The organism is Streptococcus oralis (assembly GCF_965111685.1).
In the GTDB taxonomy this organism is placed as follows: Bacteria; Bacillota; Bacilli; order Lactobacillales; family Streptococcaceae; genus Streptococcus; species Streptococcus oralis_B.
Genome location: NZ_OZ217340.1, coordinates 1,600,988 through 1,618,637 on the forward strand (window position 1 = coordinate 1,600,988; position 17,650 = coordinate 1,618,637).

Here is a 17,650-nt window from a genome sequence, read left to right on the forward strand (position 1 = left end):
ATTCTCTACTCTGCAAAAAAGTTCTGAATGGCTGGTATGGCGATTTTACTAAAATTCTCATCAACACGATGTCGTCCACCTTCTACTGTAACTAGTTTAGCATTTGGAATTCTTTGGATAGCATCAACTGAATATTGATAGGGGGCAATTGTATCATTCGTCCCATGTACAATTAGAGTAGGAGCCGTAATCTTCCTCTGAACATCTTCAATATCAATATCTAGTGCATCTGTCAGATAAATTTTACCCAAGCTAGCATTATGATGTATCAGACTATCAGGGAGTTGTTCAAATGATGGACTTCCAAGATTTTGATAAGTTTCCTTCACATCATCAAATAAAACATAAGCGGGGAAAATCAGGCCGAGCTTGTAGATTTGTTCAGGATTAGCAGCTGCATACAAGCTAGCTACCACACCACCCTGACTGACACCTATTATGCTTAGATGATCCTTATCAACATAACTTTCTGATGTCAGTTTATCTACTACATTCGTTAAGTCTGTTAGCTCTGTTTTAACAGACATTTGAAGCATATCTTGACCACCACTTTTAGAATTACGGCTTCCTCCATAATAGTCAAAACCATAGACCAAAAAGCCTTGCTTTGCTAACAATTGGATATAATCCTTATACATATCAAATGTATTGTTAAAGCCATGTGAGATAACCACCACTGGTAATTTTTTATTTTTATAATCTCTAGGTGCAGTGATTTGACCATACAGGTTTTTATCTTCATAAGCGACCGTATATTCCTCGGTAACAATATCTTCTGTCGGAACTAGATGACTCTCTTGTGTTTTAGGTGATTGATTCACTTCTTGACTAGAAGCAGATGAAATACTTTCTTCAACTTGAACACGAGGTGATGTATTCTCTCTATTTTTCCAAAATAAGATTCCTCCTCCTATTACAATACCGATAGCTAAAATGCTTACAATATATTTCATAGATTTTCCTTTTTGTTATTTTCTTAATTTAATGTGCTAGTATTAAAAGTCTTCATGCCCCACCAAGTGGTGCTGAAAGGCATAGACCGCAGCCTGGGTACGATCACTGACCTCAAGCTTGGCAAGAATGTTGGATACATGGGTCTTGACCGTCTTGAGAGAGATAAAGAGTTCATCTGCAATGCGCTGATTTTCGTAGCCCTTGGCGATGAGTTGAAGCACATCTCGCTCACGCGCAGTCAGATCCTCATGAAGTTCGATATGATTGCGGTGGTATTCGACCTTCTTGCTGACCTCTTGCTCAATAGCTAGCTCACCAGCAGCCACCTTGCGGACAGCGTGGAGCAATTCATCTGCACTAGAAGTCTTGAGCATGTAACCTTTTGCACCTGCGTTCAAGACCGGCATGATTTTTTCATTGTCCAAGTATGAAGTCACAATCAAAATCTTGGCTTCAGGCCATTCTTTGAGGATGGCCAAGGTTGCATCAATTCCATTCATCTCAGGCATTACAATATCCATGACAATGACATCTGGGCGCAGTTCCAAGGCCAAGTCAATACCTTGAGCCCCATTGGCAGCCTCGCCCACAACTTCCACATCGTCTTGGAGATTAAAATAGCTTTTCAAGCCCAATCGGACCATTTCATGATCATCTACCAGTAAAATTTTCATCTCTACTCCTTTATGATTCCTTATCTAGCAAGGGAATACGGATATCAACCGCCAGTCCTTGCTTAGGTGCTGTCAAGAGTTGAACGGTTCCAGCCATATCCTCAACCCGCTCCTTAATATTTCGCAGTCCATAACTCAAATCGTCTAAATTCCCTAACTGGAAGCCAATCCCATTGTCCACCACCTTCAGTTGCAATTCAACATCTGTCTGATAGAGATAGACATCTAAACAAGATGCCTGGGCATGGCGGAGGGTATTGCTGATCAATTCCTGCAAAATGCGGAAGATATGTTCTTCAATCTTCTTGGGCAATTTAGACACATTCTGTTTGAGACTAGCCTTGAGATCACTCTTGTCCTCAAGCTCTTTTAAGAGGATTTGAATCCCCTCAACCAAACTCTTCTCTTCCAACTCAACTGGTCGCAAATGCAAGAGCAAGACCCGCAAATCTTTCTGGGCTGTTTCGAGGATGGCTGCAATACTTTGCAACTGGGTCTGCATCTTTTCTCTATCCAGCTTCAAAGCCTGCTGACTGACACCGGATAAAATCATGTGGGCTGCAAACAACTCCTGACTAACTGTATCGTGCAAGTCACGTGCAATCCGCTTCCGTTCTTTCTCGATGATTACTTCTTCCCTGACTAGGCCTTGATTTTCAGCCTTTTGAACAGCCTCTGTCAAGAGGTTGAGCTTGCCAGACAAGGACTTGAAACTGGCATCCAAGTCTGGATCTGCAAAAGAAACCACCTCTTTTCCTGCTAGCAGTCGCTTGAGATTGATCTGCATTTTTCTGCGTGAAATTTCTTCCATCACGCGCCAAAAAAGAACAAAAAAGAAGGACATGGAAAGACTAAAGACAAAGATCAAGAAGATTAACTTTTCCAGTTTTTCGATATCTTGTAGTAAATAGGACCAATCAAGATTAAGAATATCAAGTAGACTATTGGTCAAAAAGAGGATAAAGAGGAAAGAAGTCAGTCCGATTAACAGATAGGATTGCTTTTTCATCCTCTGACCACCTCCACATCTCCAATCATAGTAGTTAGGAAAATCTTGACGCTCTTGTTACTCTTGAGGTAGTCCCTGGTTTCCTGATGATAGTGTTCATTACGAAGGGCTCGCTTGGGTTGATGGAGGAAAGTTAAATCTCCATAGAGGCAGTTGACACTGAGACTAATTTCCACATCTACAGGTACGATAATCCTAGTCGTTCCGACCATTTTTCTAAGGATAATGACATTGTCATGATTGGTTAGGATAACTCTTTCTAGATGAATGGTGTCCTTGCCCATGAGGCGAAAGAGATTGATATCATCAAACTGGCAGGTCTGGTGACTAGAGAAATGATGGAGATTGCCAAACCAAGGATTGCGTTCATTTTTAACCGTCACCACCTCTTCAAAAACCAGGTCTGTCTCCTCTTTTTCTTGGTTCATCATTGGATAGAGAAGAAAGAGACTGTAAATCACTGCCACAAAGATTGCTAGAATCACAAAGGGATTAAGCATGACGATGAAAAAGAAAAGAATGGTCGCCACAAGGAGGAAAACGTTATTGCCCTCTTTACCTGTATAATAGCGGAGCAAGAGCAAAAAGAGGAACAGAATCAGCAGAAAACGCGAAAAATGCTCTGATACCATCAAAATCAGAGCCCCCGTCAACAGACAGGCTTCGATAAATAAAAAGATTTGAAATTTTTTCATAGATGCATCCTCTCCCTTCTATTTTATCACAATTCAAAAAAGTCACCTCGGTCTGAGGATGGAAAAAGGCGACGGGACAGAAATTGCTCTTAGAATCTAGGTTTCATCAACTCACCACAGTTGACAAAAGGCTACAAAAAAGGGCGGGATTCTTGTCCCGACCTCTTTAGATCTGATCATTCGCTTCTTTGAGTTTACCATAAAGAATGTGGTCTACCTTTTGCAAATCCGCTATGGTGGCACAGTTAAGGGCACACATGATCAAACGCAGATCGTCTTTCCAGCCTTGGACAATGCCAATCACCTCTTCGACGGAGTAGGTTTCAATCAACTCTAGAACGGTACGTGACAGTCCTACAGCCTTGGCACCAAAGACCAAGCACTTAATCATATCCAGCGGATTCCGAACGCCTCCACTGACCAAGAGTTCGACCTTGTCTTTCCAGTCTTGGGCATTGAGGAGGGCTTGCATGGTGGACTGACCCCATTGATTGAGGTAATCACGCTGGCCACTGCGACGGTTTTCGATATAGGCAAAGCTGGTGCCACCACGACCTGACAGGTCAAAGGTTCGAACACCCAGTTCATAGGCTCTTTCGATGGTCCTCACATCCATGCCAAAGCCTACTTCCTTTAAAACGATAGGAACAGGGATCTGCGTGCTATAATCTGCCAGATGCGATTGCCAGCTTCTGAACTTCCTTTCACCCTCCGGCATGAGTAATTCCTGCATAACATTGACGTGCACTTGCAGGAGAAGAGGATTCATCGCTTCTACAGTCTGAAATCCTAGATCAACAGGCTTGTCCAAGCCAATATTGGTTCCCAGGAGGAGATTTGGATGGCTAGATTTGACAGAAAAAGAATTATCTGTAGGATTTTTTAGGGCTGTGCTATAAGAGCCCGTCACAAATAAAATCCCACAGGCTTCTGCCACCTGAGCTAGTTTTTGATTGATTTCTTTACCTTTTTCGCTCCCACCTGTCATGGCATTGATATAAAAAGGAAAGTCCCACTTGCGACCTGCAAATTCTGTAGATAAATCAATCTCATCTAGGTCATAGAGCGGTAGCGAGGAGTGGATTAACTCAACCTCATCAAAGCTATTATAGGAGCTTTTTTGCTCAAGGGCATAGCGGATATGCTCATCCTTACGATTTGTCGTCATGTCCTATCCTTTCTTGGTACAAGAGCTCAATCCCCAGATTGGCCCAACGGTTTTTTAGGGTTTCAGTTGAATGCTCATCAAAACTCAAGGCAATGCCACAGTCACCACCACCAGCGCCACTACTCTTGGCAACAGCCAGCAAACCTTGGCTGGCTTCTTTCAGCTGTCTAAGCGAAGACGTGTAAATATCTGGGCTCAAACCTTCTAAAAGCTGGCTGACTGTTCCCACCAGCTCGATGATTTTTTCCACGTTCCCTTGCTCCAAGGCTTCTACCAAAGTAACCACTGTTGCTTTTGAGGAACTTAAAAAACTCTGATTGATGTTTTGCTTGATTTGCTTGACCATATCACTAGACACAGCTACTTCCTTGGTCCATCCCACTAGGAAATCACATTCTAGGGCTGGTTGCACTTGTGAGATCGAAAATCCCCAATCACGCTCCAAAACTGTCGCCAAGTTTTCTTCTTCCAACCACGCAGCTATCTTCTTTCGATCAAAAGACTGGTAGAAAACCAAATCCTCTGCCACGATACCGGCAAGGTCTCCCATAGAGCCATTGTCGCCTCGTTTGAGCAAGATCGCGCTTGCCAGTTTGAACAAGAGTTCCGAATCAACCGTAATATCATATAGAGCCAGCAGGGCCTTGATCACCAAGACAACGACGCTACCACTCGAACCCAGACCAAACTTTTTGCCTTCGCGTTCCATTTTTCCACGAATTTCCAAAGAAAAAGGTCGCAAAGTCTGACCGCGTACAGCAAGGAAGTCTCCCACTAAAGCAATCGTTTCTTGAATCAAGCTGTAGGCAGGACTTGGCGTCATGTCCACTGCGAAATCAAACATATCTGAGTAGATACGGTAGCTGTCAGAAAAGGCAATCTCAGCCTTCATATAGATGGGGATAGCCTTTATCAAGGCTAACTGTCCTGGCTCTAGAATAGCATATTCACCTGCCCAATAGAGTTTTCCGCAAGTTTTAACAGCAATCATCTTGGCTCAAATCCTTTGTTTTTGACACAATCAAGCGATAATGTTGCTCGAAGATTTCTGACAAATGCTCCAAGTCTTTCTCCTGACAGAGGACCTTGACATTGGGACCGGCATCCATGGTAAAGTAGCAGGCTTCTCCTTGCCCACGAAGCTGGCGAACAAAATCCATGGCTTCATAGCTTGCATCCGTCAAATAAGAAAAGGCTGGTGATGCTGTTTTGGTTGTAGCGTGCATAGCAAGGGCATTTTTCTCCGTTAATTCCCCAACCTTGGCAAAGTCATTTTCTTTGAGATAAACCAGCATCTCCTGATAATCCTTCTCAGACTGGCGCACCCAGTCATCAAAGATCGTCGAGGTTTCCACACAGAGTTTCATCCCATCACGGCTAGAAATTGGTTTTTTCTTGTCCTCTAGCACCAACATGATCATAGCTAGTTTCAAGTCTGTCTCTACAGAGTAAATCTCTCCACTATCCTTATCCCAGGCACCTAGTGGTCCATAAAAACTCCGAGAAGAAGAGCCTGAGGCAAACTTAGCCTCCTGCGCCAACTGACTCCTATCCAAACCAAGCTGGAAATAAGCATTGCAAGCCTTGACCAAGGCAGACAAACCACTGGAACTGGAGGATAAACCCGCTGCGGTCGGCATGTTATTTTGGGTATCGATACGGACAAAGCCCTCACCTTCTGGACGGTAGCGGTCAATGATTTTGCTCATCTTGGCATGCTCAGCCTCATTTTGGAGTTGACCATTGATATAAAAGGCATCCGCCGTCGCATGGGCTGGTAGAGGCGACAAGGTCGTCTCTGTATACATATTTTCCAAAGTTAAAGAAATACTGCTAGTAGCAGGGACCATCTCTTTTTCTTTTTTCTTTCCCCAATATTTGATAATGGCAATATTTGCGTAGGAACGTACTGTTACAGGCTTTCGATCCATGTCTGAACAGCTCCTTTCTCTTCTAATCGTTTTGCTAGTTCTTGTGCTTGATCCAGATTGGTTGCCAAGGCTATGATACAGCCTCCTAGCCCACCACCACTCATCTTGGCTCCCAAGGCACCGTCGCTCAGAGCCGTTTCAACGAGGGAATCTGCTTCAGGGCTACTAACACCAATTTCTTTTAAATGTAAATGCGCTTGACTGAGGATTTGTCCCAGTCCTTCAGCATCTTTTCGTCCAATCGCATCTTCTGCTTGCTGGGTCAATTCTCCCAAGGCATGCAAAAACGGTAGAGCATCCTTCCCCTTACTTTGAACCACTTGGATGGCTTCACGAGTGTGGCCATACACACCTGTATCTGCAATCACCAAATAGACAGATAGGTTCATCTCAAGTTCTGCAAATCCAACGTTTTTAATAAAGCGAATAGGCTGGTCACTGAGACAAGTCTTAGCATCCAAACCACTAGGATTCATATGGGCAATCATCTCAGCCCGATTAACCAAGATTTCTAGTACATCATGAGGTAGGTCGGCTTGATAGTAGTCAAAAACCGCTCGAATGGCCGCTATGCTGATAGCCGCTGACGAACCCATCCCTCGTTTTTCAGGGATAGCCGAGTCAATCACACATCGAATGCAGGCATCCTTGATATTTAGATGTTCAAGTGAAGCATACACCGCCATAGACAAGGTATCCTCCTCATAAAGACGCCATGGACTTTCAGCAGGGACTACCTTACAAGTCACTTCCACCTCTAAGAGAGGTAGAGAAATGGCAGGATAACCGTAAACGACAGCGTGCTCTCCTATTAAAATAATCTTACTATGTGCCTGACCGACACCAACTTTTTTTGTCATGTTTTCCTTTAACCAGACGGAAAGACCGTCTCATTTCATACAGTAGTATTTTCTCCTATCTATTTTATTATATTTTCACAAAAAAAGCGATTGTTTCCTTCACAATCGCCTCTTTCATTATTGAACCCATTCGCCGTTATAGTTGACCGAATAGCCTTCTACAGTGGTATTCACTGCTAAAGCACCTGAACTATAAGCGTAGTACCATTTGCCATTAACCTGGAACCAGCCTGTCTTCATGTCACCATTATTTTCGTTTAGATAATACCAAGTCGAACCTTCCTGATACCAACCAGTTACCATGGCTCCTGATGAACGAAGATAGTACCACTTGTTACCAACATAAGTCCAACCTGTTTTCATATCACCATTTTGAGCATCTAAATAGTACCAAGATGAGCCTTCCTGATACCAACCAGTCGCCATAGCTCCTGATGAACGGAGGTAGTACCATTTATTACCAAGATATTGCCAACCAGTTTGCATAATGCCAGTTTCTGGGTCTAGGTAGTACCAAGTTGATTTATCATTGATCCAACCACGTGCTATCTCCCCAACAGGCAATCTGTTGATGCGAGAATCAAAGCCACCATCCTTCTGCAAATAATACCAGTCCCCCTCATCATAAACCCAACCAGTTTTTAAGGTGTGATAGCTATTCTGATCTGTAAAATAATAAACACGTTTTTCGGCTGGGCTATCATATTGTTCCCCATGATGTTTGTTGGTATTTGTAGCAGTTTTTGCTTCTAAAACTTGCTTGCCAACAAATTCTTGTAGTACCCCATCTTGGCCAAAGTAAAACCAATCTGGTCTAAAAGCAATCTCTTGTCTTGGAGAAGGACCAATCGTAACCCCTTTGTGTGGAGCAGGTATATATTGCCAGCCGACAACCATCTCTCCGGATAAAGGATCAAAATAATAGTACTTCCCATCAATCACTCGCCAGTAGGTTTCTTTGAGGTCCCCCTTCTTGTAGTAGGTTCTACCATTTTCTTGGACAAATTGCCAGCCTTCTGAATCAGAATCATCCGCAAAGACTGTGCTTGTCGCTAGCAAAGCAAAGAAAAAGACTGCGAGTCCAACTTGCATCATTATTTTAAATTTTTTCATTAGATCTTTCCTCCATAACTGATTGTAGCAAAGACCTGACTGTATGTCAATATATAGAAACTTCTCAAAAAAAGCAGTTACAAAACTGCAACTGCTTTTCTATTCTTGCATGGTGTAACCAACACCACGCACGGTTTTAATGTAGCTTTTTTGACCTTTTACATCAAGCTTGCTACGTAGATAACGGATATAAACATCCACGATATTGGTTTCTGTCGCACTTTCGTACTTCCAAACACTTTCCAACAACTGCTCACGAGTCAAGACCTTCTTGCTTCCCATGAGAGTGGCCAAAAGGTCATACTCACGACGCGTCAGAGCAATCATCTCCTCGCCACGATAAACGGTATGATGTTCTACATCCATACGTAGGTTGCGGTAAGACGTTGGAACCTTCATTTGACTACAGTGTTGGTCAATGAAGTCCCGACCTCGGAAAATCGCTGAAATACGAGCTACTAGATTATCAATAATCACTGGCTTATAGATGTAAGAAACGGCGAAGCGCTGGATTGTCTCAATCTGGTCTTGCAATTCTTCGCGATGGTCCAAGACCATGATCACTGAGGCTGGTTTTGTCCGACTCAGCCTCTCTGCAAAATCCTGGGCCGTCATATCCCCCAGACGAGCATTCAGTAAAATCAAGTCATAATCTGTCTGGAGAGCCATGGAGAGGGCTTTTTGCCCCTCCTCGACCAGATCAACACGGTATTGCTCTTTTTGGAGTTCCAGACTGAGAAAATGAGCGAGATTTCGTTCTTTCTCAAGTAATAAAATCCGTTTCCCCATGGCAGACCTACTTATTTTTCGTCATACCAAGAGTAGTGGAAGATTCCTTCTTTGTCTTTACGTTGGTAAGTGTGAGCACCAAAGTAGTCACGTTGCGCTTGGATCAAGTTAGCAGGAAGGTCTGCTGAACGATAGCTATCAAAGTAGGTAATAGCTGCTGAGAAGGTTGGCACTGGTACACCAGCTTGAACAGCGAGAGCTACGATATCACGCACTGCTTGTTGGTACTTGGCAGTGACATCCAAGAAGTATTCATCCAAGAGAAGGTTGGCAAGGTCTGCATCACGGTTGTAGGCATCTGTGATCTTTTGCAAGAAACGTGAACGGATGATACAGCCATCACGCCAGATAGATGCGATGTCCGCAAATGGCAAGTTCCAGTTGTTTTCTTTAGAAGCTACACGCAATTGGGCAAAACCTTGTGCGTAAGAAATGATTTTTGAGAAGTAAAGAGCTTGACGGATCTTTTCGATCAACTCAGCCTTGTCTCCTTCAAACTTGAAGGCAGCTGGTTTTGGAAGCACCTTGCTAGCATGTACACGCTCTTCTTTGTAAGTAGAGATGTAGCGAGCAAAAACTGACTCAGTGATAAGGGACAATGGTACACCAAGGTCAAGTGCTGATTGGCTAGTCCATTTACCAGTTCCCTTGTTACCTGCAGCGTCAAGGATATAGTCAACAATTGGTCCCTCTTGACCTTCATCGTCTTTGCGTCCAAGAATATCAGCTGTGATTTCAATCAAGTAGCTGTCCAATTCACCCTTGTTCCACTCAGTAAAGATTTCAGCCATTTCTTCTGCAGAAAGACCAAGCAAGTGTTGCATCAAGTCATAGCTTTCTGCGATCAATTGCATGTCACCATACTCGATACCGTTGTGGACCATTTTCACATAGTGACCAGCTCCATCAGGACCGATGTAAGTCACACATGGTTTGCCATCTTCTGGTGCTTTTGCTGAGATTTCTTCAAGAACATCAGCAACCAATTCGTAGGCTTCTTTTTGTCCACCAGGCATGATAGAAGGACCTTCAAGGGCACCTTTTTCACCACCGGAAACCCCAGTACCGATAAAGTTGATCCCTGAGTTTGCCAACTCCTCGTTACGACGGATGGTATCTTTGTAGAAAGTGTTTCCTCCGTCAATCAAGATATCACCCTTATCAAGGTGTGGAAGAAGGGCTTGGATAGTTGCGTCTGTACCAGGTCCAGCTTGAACCATGAGCATGATACGACGAGGTTTTTCGATTGAGTTTACAAAGCTTTCCACGTCATAGCTTGGCACAAAGTTCTTTTCAGGATGGCAAGCAATGACATCTTCTGTTTTTTCTTTACTACGGTTGTAAATGGCAACTGTATAGCCACGAGATTCGATATTTAGGGCAAGGTTACGACCCATTACGGCCATACCAACGACACCAAAGTTAGCTTTTGTCATGTGACACTCCTCTTGTTTAATATGTTTTATTTTATCATTTTTACCTATGAAAGGAAAGAATTTTGTAACGGTCGCTTAGTAGTCCAAGTCATCTGCATGACCAGAACCATTCCCTACAAAGTAACCCGTCTTACAGTTAAGGGTGAAGAGATAGGTTCCATCTGGTTTATAGAGGTTGTAATAACCATTTCCGTTTACGATATTGACACGTTCTAGGATATATTGATTTCCAGTGATATAGCCTCGAGCACGTGATGTTGCTAGGACTTGTTCCAATACACCATCCGCAAACGTCCAAGCAGGGTTGTTGCTATCGTCTACAGCTGATTGGTTGTACGGTACACGACTAGCACTTCTTTGAAGATTAACCCCATCGCCAGACAAACCACCATTTGTGTCTCTAGCTGGTGCCGTGGTGCTTGTTGAAGGTGTCGTACTGCTTGCATTGCTTTCTGTAGCTGAGCTTGAGCTTGCTTGACTCGTGCTAGAGCTAGAGCTAGTACTTGAGCTGGAAGCACTGGTTTGTTGACTCTTACCAAGACTAATGGCCTTATCCAAGAGTTTGTCTAGTTCTGTGTTCCCTGTCTTGATTTCTGTAAACTTAGCGTCTGCTTTGGCTTTCGCATTGGTATCCAAGACACCGTCAGTGATTGCTGGACTTTCAAAGAGGGCATTAACATCTTGAATGGCCTTGATTTGAGTTGCTAGGCTATCATATCTTGACTTAGCTAGTGTATAATCACGGCTACCTTCTAACTTATCTAGCAAGGTTTTCAGTTGGCTCAATTTATCAAACTGGCTGTTTTTCAGTGCAGTCTTATTAGCATCCGTATAGAAAGTATCATAGAGATCATTGAAGTCTTTCAAAGCTGTTTGTGTCCCTTGATCATCCGAAGAGGCTGCTTGAGAAGACTGGATTTCTTGGTTTGAACGAGATACTTGACGGTAGACATAATATGTTCCAGCAAGCACAAGGATTGCAGCTACTACAGAAACAATGATGAGGACACCTTTCTTCTTAGAGCCTGTTTCAGGTTCTGTTTGAGTCGAGCGTGATAGAGGTGTATAGGCCTCCTCCTCTTGTTCCTCATTTATTTCCTTGGGGTCTGTTTCTGTTAAAACGAGAGGCTCTATTTCAGCACTTTCTTCATCTTGAAGTGGTGGGACAAACTGAGTAGTCTCTTCATTTTCTATCTCTTCAATAGATTCCTCAGCAACCAGGTCTGAATCGTCTACCTGATCAGAAGTCTCACTAGATTCTCGCACTTCTTGGATCATTTCCTCTAGGTTTTGAGTAGAAGCCAGTTCTTCTTTTTTAAACTGACGAGTTTCAAACTTGTCAGCTTCAATCTCTTCACGGTGTTGTTTGATGTATTTGTCTAAGATACTGTCCTCAGGCAATACTCCTGCTTCGACCTCTTCATTCTTACGAATGACTTGACCAACAGTCAAGTCTTTTGCTTCGTCAAAGTCGAATTGTGGTTCTTGATGTCCTTTTTTATGACGATCACGTCTTTTCTTACTCATGAGTTCACCTTTCTATTTTACCTCTTGGCGTTTCACACGCTGACCAAAGTATTGATACAAATCCACTTTTAAGGTCCCATTATAGAGTTTTCGCTTTTTATCAGCTGGACTTCCGTACTTACTTTCAAATGCTTCATCACTGGTCAGGATAAATTTGCTCCAGGTTTTTAGTGGCGCAAACACCTGTCCCATCTCAGCATAGAGTTTGGTAACTCCTGCATCATCAGACAAACGCTCTCCATATGGCGGATTGGAAATAATGACTCCATTTACCTTGTCCGAGCGCAAGTCTTGTACCCGCATTTGTTTAAAGGTGATATCACCTGCAACGCCTGCCGCTTGAGCATTTCCCTTGGCAATCTCCACCATGCGAGCATCGATATCGCAGCCCATAATGTCCAGTTCAATTTCACGATCAATTTTCTTAGCCGCCTCTGTGCGAACTTCCTGGATTAATCGATCGCTGACCCAGTTCCATTCCTCAAAAACAAAGGAACGACGAAGACCTGGCGCCATCTTTCTAGCAATCATAGCCGCCTCAATACAGAAAGTTCCTGAACCACAGGTCGGATCAATCAAGGGCTTGTCTGGATACCAGTTAGAGAGTTGTAAAATGGCCGCTGCCATATTTTCCTTGATGGGTGCTCCACCCTTTTCCGTACGATAACCACGTTTAAAAAGGCTAGAACCTGTCGTGTCAATCATGACAGTTGCCACATCTTTCAGGATAGATACCTCAATCTTAAACTCGGGACCAGTTTCCATCAAGAGAACTCCTTCTGGACGGGCATAGTGTTTTTGTAATTTCTTCACAACAGCCTTCTTAGAAATAGCCTGAACACTGGGCTCGTTGTGGAGTTTAGACTTAACACATTTTGCCTTTGATATCGGGAAACGTGCTCCTAGCGGGAGATAGTTTTCCCAATCTAGAGCAAAAACACCTTGAAAAAGCTCTTCAAAGGTCTTAGCTGGAAAGCTTCCGACTACAATCTTGATGCGATCCGCTGCGCGAAGCCAAAGATTGGTCTCAATGATTGCCTTCACATCTCCTTGGAAGCGGACACGCCCATTTTCAACCTGGCAATCATAACCAAGGTCTCGCACCTCGCGTCCAACGACAGCCTCGAGACCCGCCGCAGCAGTTGCGATTAAATTAAATTGTTCTTTCATTTCTAGTCTTGCAAGACCTTTCTCTTGTTCACTTTAAAAATGAGGTTGAGAAAGATTTCTCAGCCCCAACCTATATGCAATTTTCTATAAGCCATGTTTTGTTCCAGAAGTGACTAGGACCACTTCCTTTGATAACCATCTGTCTACCGCTAACAGCATAAATCTGCTAGCAGTCAGAGTGCTACGTTCGTTTCCGTGCACTCCATGCCCCGACCAAAATTTGGGTTGCTAGCTTGAGGGGTTTACCGCGTTCCACTCTCTCTGTTTCCAGAAAGACTCCGTCACTGTGGCACTTTCAAGCCTATTCTGACCTATCCGAAGACTTAGCCATTTCGACTGCCGTAACGATTTCTCGTCCCTAGGCTTATGGATTCGCCTAGCACAAACACTACAGGCATCACAGCCTGTGCTAGCATGGACTTTCCTCATGAAAAGAGAACCTCTTCACGCGATTATCCAAAAATTGCACTCATTCCTTAGTCAATTATAAATCTTGGTTGTCTAAGATTTGCTTACCAAATACTTCTTTTTCGAGACGATTTAAGCGTTTCAAAATATCAAAGTTCGTCATTGAAGTAGAAGCTGTTATCTCAATAGAGTCTGGTTGAGTTGGAGTCACCTGTGGTTTACGAGATAATTCTTCCTTCAAATCAGCAATCTCTTGACGAAGGGATTTGACCAAAGCTGCGTAGGTTTCATAATCCTTAATCACATCATCTAGGAATTCATCTACCTCTGCTTTACTGTATCCACGTACTTCACGTCCAAATTCTTGTTCAAAAATATCTTTCGCTGAAAATATAATACTTGCCATGTCACTCTCCATTCTGGGTTACTAGTATCATTATATAAAAAAAGACAAGTAAAAATCAAGGTCAAATGCTCACTTTTCAGAAAAATTTTCTACTATTTCATTCAAGTCCTCAAATGTTAATCTTCTTGTAACATAGTCCGCTTGATTTTTCATCATTTGGTAAAAATATCGTAACTTGTTTTCCTTTTCTTCATCGTAAAAAATATAACAAGTATTTGTATTTTCCAGCAGAAATTTCTGATAATCCCGTAATTGTCCCTTGTGCTCATATTGTGGATAGGCGTATTTGACAAAATCAACCTGCTTGAACTCACTCAATTTCGCTTGATTTGCTTCATTCCAATTACTACCATGAGTTTCAAAATCAAAAATGGTCGCCAACTGAAAACCATAGTCTGCTTTCATGTCTTTCGCTACCTGGAGCGCCCAGTACTCAAAGCCCAAAGTCCCTGTAAAGACAAGCCAGTTCACCCCATCCTCAGCTAGACGTTCCAGGTCTCTCCGAATGGCTGTTTTGATAATATCAACGCGAGTATCCTTGTCATTAAAGAGACCAAGGTCGAAGGCTGAATAGCCTAAAATCAAAGCTGATGTCATTTTTAACCCTTTCTTTGTAAATTTATGATATAATAGAGTGATGTTATTGTACCAATAAGGAGAATTATGGTCAACTATCCACATAAAATTTCATCTCAAAAGAAACAAGCACCCCTTTCACAAACTAAAAATTTCGCAAATCGGGGAATGTCTTTTGAAAAGATGATCAATGCTACGAACGACTACTATTTGTCGCATGGGTTAGCTGTTATTCACAAGAAACCGACTCCCATCCAAATCGTACGTGTCGACTATCCCCAACGAAGTCGGGCCAAGATTGTTGAAGCCTACTTTAGACAAGCTTCAACTACTGACTATTCAGGGGTTTATGATGGATACTACATCGACTTTGAAGCAAAGGAAACCAGGCAAAAACATGCGATACCGATGAAGAATTTTCATCTCCATCAGATCCAGCATATGGAACAAGTCCTTGCCCAGCAAGGAATCTGCTTTGTACTCCTTCACTTTTCTTCTCAGCAAGAAACCTACTTATTACCGGCTATTGACTTGATTCGTTTCTATCATCAGGATAAGGGACAAAAGTCAATGCCACTTGGATATATTCGAGAAAATGGATATAGGATTGAGCCTGGTGCCTTTCCTCAAATTCCCTACCTCGACATTATCAAAGAACATTTACTAGGTGGTAAAACAAGATGAACAAACAAACTTTTCTGCGAATAGCTAAGTATGTCAGTATCAGTCTCTTAACTGTATTTATCGCAGCTGTAATGCTTGGTGGAGGTCTCTTCCTCTACTATGTTAGCAAGGCTCCCCAACTTTCTGAAAGTAAACTAGTCGCTACAACGTCAAGTAAGATCTATGATAGCAATGACGAGCTTATCGCTGATCTTGGATCGGAACGTCGGGTCAATGCCCAAGCAAACGAAATACCGACCGATTTGGTCAACGCTATTGTATCGATTGAGGACCATCGCTACTTTAATCACCGAGGAGTCGATACTATCCGTATCCTAGGTGCTACCCTACGAAACCTTCGTGGTGGTGGAGGTCTGCAAGGAGCTTCAACCTTGACGCAGCAGTTGATCAAGTTAACCTATTTCTCTACGTCAACTTCTGATCAAACTCTTTCTCGTAAGGCTCAGGAAGCTTGGTTAGCCGTTCAGCTAGAACAAAAAGCGACTAAACAAGAGATCTTGACCTACTACATCAACAAGGTTTACATGTCAAACGGTAACTACGGAATGCAGACTGCTGCCCAAAGTTACTATGGCAAGGATCTCAAAGATTTAAGTATTCCTCAATTGGCTCTCCTTGCCGGGATGCCTCAAGCACCAAACCAGTATGATCCCTACTCGCATCCAGAAGCTGCTCAAGAACGTCGTAATCTCGTCCTCTCTGAGATGAAGGGGCAAGGTTACATTTCAGCTGAGCAATATGAAAAAGCGATTAATACTCCGATTACAGATGGACTTCAAAGTCTAAAATCGGCTAATAGTTATCCTCCATACATGGACAACTATCTCAAAGAGGTAATCGATCAAGTTGAACAAGAAACAGGCTACAATCTCTTAACGACTGGTATGGATGTCTACACCAACGTTGATCCTAAAGTTCAACAACATCTCTGGGATATCTACAATACCGACGAGTATGTCAACTATCCAGATGATGAAATGCAAGTAGCTTCAACGATTGTGGATGTGACAAACGGGAAAGTCATTGCTCAGTTAGGTTCTCGTCACCAATCAAGCAATGTTTCCTTCGGAATCAACCAAGCTGTTGAAACCAACCGTGACTGGGGTTCTACCATGAAGCCGATCACAGACTATGCTCCTGCCTTGGAGTATGACATCTACGACTCAACTGCTTCGATTGTACATGATGTTCCTTATAACTATCCTGGAACAGATACCCCTGTTTACAACTGGGATAGAAGTTATTTTGGAAATATCACCATCCAATATGCTCTCCAACAATCACGGAACGTTACTGCTGTAGAAACCTTGAACAAAGTCGGTTTGGATAGAGCCAAGACCTTCCTAAATGGAATCGGTATTGACTATCCGGATATGCACTATGCCAACGCTATTTCAAGTAACACGACTGAGTCAAACAAAAAGTACGGAGCAAGTAGTGAGAAAATGGCTGCTGCTTACGCTGCTTTTGCTAACGGCGGTATCTACCATAAACCAATGTATATCAACAAAATCGTCTTTAGCGATGGTAGCTCAAAAGAATACGCTGATCCTGGTACTCGTGCCATGAAAGAGACGACCGCCTATATGATGACAGAAATGATGAAAACTGTCTTGGCATACGGAACAGGTCGTGGTGCTTATCTCCCTTGGCTACCTCAAGCTGGTAAGACTGGTACATCAAACTATACAGACGATGAAATTGAAAACTACATCAAAAATACTGGTTATGTAGCTCCAGACGAAATGTTTGTTGGTTATACTCGCAAATATTCAATGGCTGTATGGACCGGTTACTCAAACCGCCTGACTCCTATCGTTGGTGATGGCTTCTATGTTGCAGCTAAGGTCTACCGTTCAATGATGACTTATCTGTCTGAGGATAACAACCCTGGCGACTGGACTATGCCAGAAGGACTCTACAGAGGTGGAGAGTTCGTCTTTAAAAACGGTGCTCGTTCTGCATGGACTGCTCCTGCTCCGCAACAAGCCCCAACACCTGAAAGTTCGAGCTCGACTTCAGAAAGTTCAACTACTGATAACTCATCATCGCGGTCTTCATCAACTCCAAGCACCAGTACAAGTGAACAGAACACACAACAGCCAAACCCAAGAACTGATGTGCAAAATCAATCACCCCAAGTACAACCACGAAGACGGTAGTTAAACCCAATTTAAAAGTATTGCAAGCACTCTTAATCACGGTGTTATCACTGATCTAACCACAATCTATTGTGGGGTTAAAGCCCAT

17 protein-coding genes and 1 other RNA gene are annotated in these 17,650 nt (G+C 43.0%); 2 read left to right on the top strand and 16 right to left on the bottom strand.

Annotated features, from left to right (window positions below):
• Positions 1–5: 5 nt before the first annotated feature.
• The 16 genes from ACLV7H_RS08215 to ACLV7H_RS08290 all read right to left on the bottom strand — a co-directional run bounded on the left by ACLV7H_RS08215 (position 6) and on the right by ACLV7H_RS08290 (position 14,737).
• On the bottom strand, positions 6–953 hold the full coding sequence (locus tag ACLV7H_RS08215) for an alpha/beta hydrolase family protein (RefSeq protein ID WP_045593197.1): 948 nt from the start codon (positions 951–953) through the stop codon (positions 6–8).
• A gap of 42 nt (positions 954–995) precedes the next feature.
• Entirely contained in the window at positions 996–1,628 is a 633-nt protein-coding gene (locus ACLV7H_RS08220; RefSeq protein WP_045593196.1) for a response regulator transcription factor, read from the bottom strand.
• Between the two features lie 10 nt (positions 1,629–1,638).
• Positions 1,639–2,637 (bottom strand): sensor histidine kinase, encoded by a 999-nt coding sequence (locus ACLV7H_RS08225; protein ID WP_045593194.1) that lies wholly within the window; start codon positions 2,635–2,637, stop codon positions 1,639–1,641.
• Positions 2,634–3,332, bottom strand: coding sequence for a cell wall-active antibiotics response protein LiaF (liaF, locus tag ACLV7H_RS08230; protein ID WP_045593192.1), 699 nt, complete (start codon positions 3,330–3,332; stop codon positions 2,634–2,636). Before liaF ends, ACLV7H_RS08225 begins: the two co-directional genes overlap by 4 nt.
• 166 nt (positions 3,333–3,498) lie before the next feature.
• Complete coding sequence (gene fni, locus ACLV7H_RS08235) at positions 3,499–4,500, bottom strand: type 2 isopentenyl-diphosphate Delta-isomerase (RefSeq protein ID WP_411866896.1); 1,002 nt, start codon at positions 4,498–4,500, stop codon at positions 3,499–3,501.
• On the bottom strand, positions 4,484–5,491 hold the full coding sequence (locus ACLV7H_RS08240) for a phosphomevalonate kinase (RefSeq protein ID WP_411866897.1): 1,008 nt from the start codon (positions 5,489–5,491) through the stop codon (positions 4,484–4,486). Before ACLV7H_RS08240 ends, fni begins: the two co-directional genes overlap by 17 nt.
• Positions 5,478–6,431: a diphosphomevalonate decarboxylase gene (mvaD, locus tag ACLV7H_RS08245; RefSeq protein WP_411866898.1), complete on the bottom strand. Its 954-nt coding sequence runs from the start codon at positions 6,429–6,431 to the stop codon at positions 5,478–5,480. The genes ACLV7H_RS08240 and mvaD overlap by 14 nt, the downstream gene beginning before the upstream one ends.
• Positions 6,413–7,291, bottom strand: coding sequence for a mevalonate kinase (mvk, locus tag ACLV7H_RS08250; protein WP_045593183.1), 879 nt, complete (start codon positions 7,289–7,291; stop codon positions 6,413–6,415). Before mvk ends, mvaD begins: the two co-directional genes overlap by 19 nt.
• Before the next feature lie 117 nt (positions 7,292–7,408).
• Positions 7,409–8,404: a choline-binding protein CbpF gene (gene cbpF / locus ACLV7H_RS08255; RefSeq protein WP_411866899.1), complete on the bottom strand. Its 996-nt coding sequence runs from the start codon at positions 8,402–8,404 to the stop codon at positions 7,409–7,411.
• A 99-nt stretch (positions 8,405–8,503) separates the two neighbouring features.
• A complete protein-coding gene (locus ACLV7H_RS08260; RefSeq protein ID WP_007520625.1) occupies positions 8,504–9,193 on the bottom strand; it encodes a DNA-binding response regulator in 690 nt (229 codons plus the stop codon).
• 11 nt (positions 9,194–9,204) lie between these two features.
• Positions 9,205–10,629, bottom strand: a complete 1,425-nt coding sequence (gene gndA, locus ACLV7H_RS08265) for an NADP-dependent phosphogluconate dehydrogenase (RefSeq protein ID WP_049484246.1) — start codon at positions 10,627–10,629, stop codon at positions 9,205–9,207.
• Between the two features lie 75 nt (positions 10,630–10,704).
• The gene (gene mapZ / locus ACLV7H_RS08270) at positions 10,705–12,156 is read right to left on the bottom strand and encodes a cell division site-positioning protein MapZ (protein WP_045593174.1); all 1,452 of its coding nucleotides are present in this window, start codon (positions 12,154–12,156) and stop codon (positions 10,705–10,707) included.
• Positions 12,157–12,168: 12 nt separating this feature from the next.
• The gene (locus ACLV7H_RS08275; RefSeq protein WP_411866900.1) at positions 12,169–13,326 is read right to left on the bottom strand and encodes a THUMP domain-containing class I SAM-dependent RNA methyltransferase; all 1,158 of its coding nucleotides are present in this window, start codon (positions 13,324–13,326) and stop codon (positions 12,169–12,171) included.
• Between the two features lie 82 nt (positions 13,327–13,408).
• An RNA gene (gene rnpB / locus ACLV7H_RS08280) (RNase P RNA component class B) lies at positions 13,409–13,790 on the bottom strand.
• A 20-nt stretch (positions 13,791–13,810) separates the two neighbouring features.
• Positions 13,811–14,140, bottom strand: coding sequence for a cell division regulator GpsB (gene gpsB / locus ACLV7H_RS08285; protein ID WP_045593171.1), 330 nt, complete (start codon positions 14,138–14,140; stop codon positions 13,811–13,813).
• Positions 14,141–14,209: 69 nt separating this feature from the next.
• Complete coding sequence (locus ACLV7H_RS08290; protein ID WP_411866901.1) at positions 14,210–14,737, bottom strand: SLOG family protein; 528 nt, start codon at positions 14,735–14,737, stop codon at positions 14,210–14,212.
• A 66-nt stretch (positions 14,738–14,803) separates the two neighbouring features.
• Between ACLV7H_RS08290 and recU the strand changes: the two genes are divergently transcribed.
• Positions 14,804–15,400 carry a Holliday junction resolvase RecU gene (gene recU, locus ACLV7H_RS08295; protein WP_411866902.1) on the top strand — a complete coding sequence of 199 codons (597 nt, stop codon included), beginning with the start codon at positions 14,804–14,806 and terminating at the stop codon, positions 15,398–15,400.
• The gene (gene pbp1a, locus ACLV7H_RS08300) at positions 15,397–17,562 is read left to right on the top strand and encodes a penicillin-binding protein PBP1A (RefSeq protein ID WP_411866903.1); all 2,166 of its coding nucleotides are present in this window, start codon (positions 15,397–15,399) and stop codon (positions 17,560–17,562) included. Before recU ends, pbp1a begins: the two co-directional genes overlap by 4 nt.
• The last annotated feature ends 88 nt before the right edge of the window (positions 17,563–17,650 follow it).